This is a genomic window from Kribbia dieselivorans NBRC 106261 (assembly GCF_001552435.1).
GTDB classification, from domain to species: Bacteria; Actinomycetota; Actinomycetes; order Actinomycetales; family Dermatophilaceae; genus Kribbia; species Kribbia dieselivorans.
The window spans coordinates 1-815 of the sequence record NZ_BCRE01000302.1; the positions used below are offsets into that span (position 1 = coordinate 1).

1 protein-coding gene is annotated in these 815 nt (G+C 72.9%); it reads left to right on the top strand.

What is annotated here, in order from left to right; translation table 11 throughout:
• The coding region (locus tag KD1_RS16015) for a TadA family conjugal transfer-associated ATPase (RefSeq protein WP_068403597.1) at positions 1 to 729 on the top strand (729 nt) is incomplete at its 5' end.
• Positions 730 to 815 lie beyond the last annotated feature (86 nt).

Consider the following 815-nt stretch of genomic DNA (forward strand, 5'->3'; position numbering starts at 1 on the left):
GGTCTGGCGGGCCGGCGGCTCGACGACGCCCAGCCGTGGGTCGACGGCCTGCTGCCCGGTGGGGTCCGGTTGCACGCGATCCTGCCGCCGGTCGTCGCGGGTGGAGCGCACATCTCGCTGCGTGTTCCGCGCCGGGTCAGCCCCTCGCTGGACGAACTGACCTCGTGGGGGATGGCCACGGCCGCCCAGACCCGGACACTGCGCGCGATCATCGCCGACCGCGTGGCCTTTCTCGTCTGCGGCGGCACCGGGTCGGGCAAGACGACCCTGCTCTCGGCATTGCTCGCCGAGATCCCGACCGCCGAACGGCTCCTCGTGGTCGAGGACGTGCGCGAACTGCGCATCGCGCACGAACACACGGTGTACCTCCAGTCACGCCCGGCCAACGTCGAGGGTGCCGGGGCGGTGACGATGGTCGACCTCGTCCGGCAGGCGTTGCGCATGCGACCCGACCGGCTGGTGGTCGGCGAGGTGCGCGGTGCCGAGGTTCGCGATCTGCTCATGGCCCTGAACACCGGGCATGAGGGCGGGTGCGGCACGGTGCACGCAAACGGCGCCCGGGACGTGCTGCCGCGGCTGGAGGCCTTGGGCGCCTTGGCCGGGATGGGCCCGGAGGTGGTGCAGGCGCAGGTCCGCAGCGCGCTGCAGGCGATTGTCCACGTGCGTCGCGACGACGACGGTGCCCGAGTCGTCGAGTCCATCACTGGTCTGGACGGGCGCTCATGGTGACCGCGCTCCTGCTGGCGGCGGTGGCCGTCGCGGTGTGGCCGACCGCAGGGCCCAGCGACGCGACGGAGCCTCGTGTGTTCGCCGAG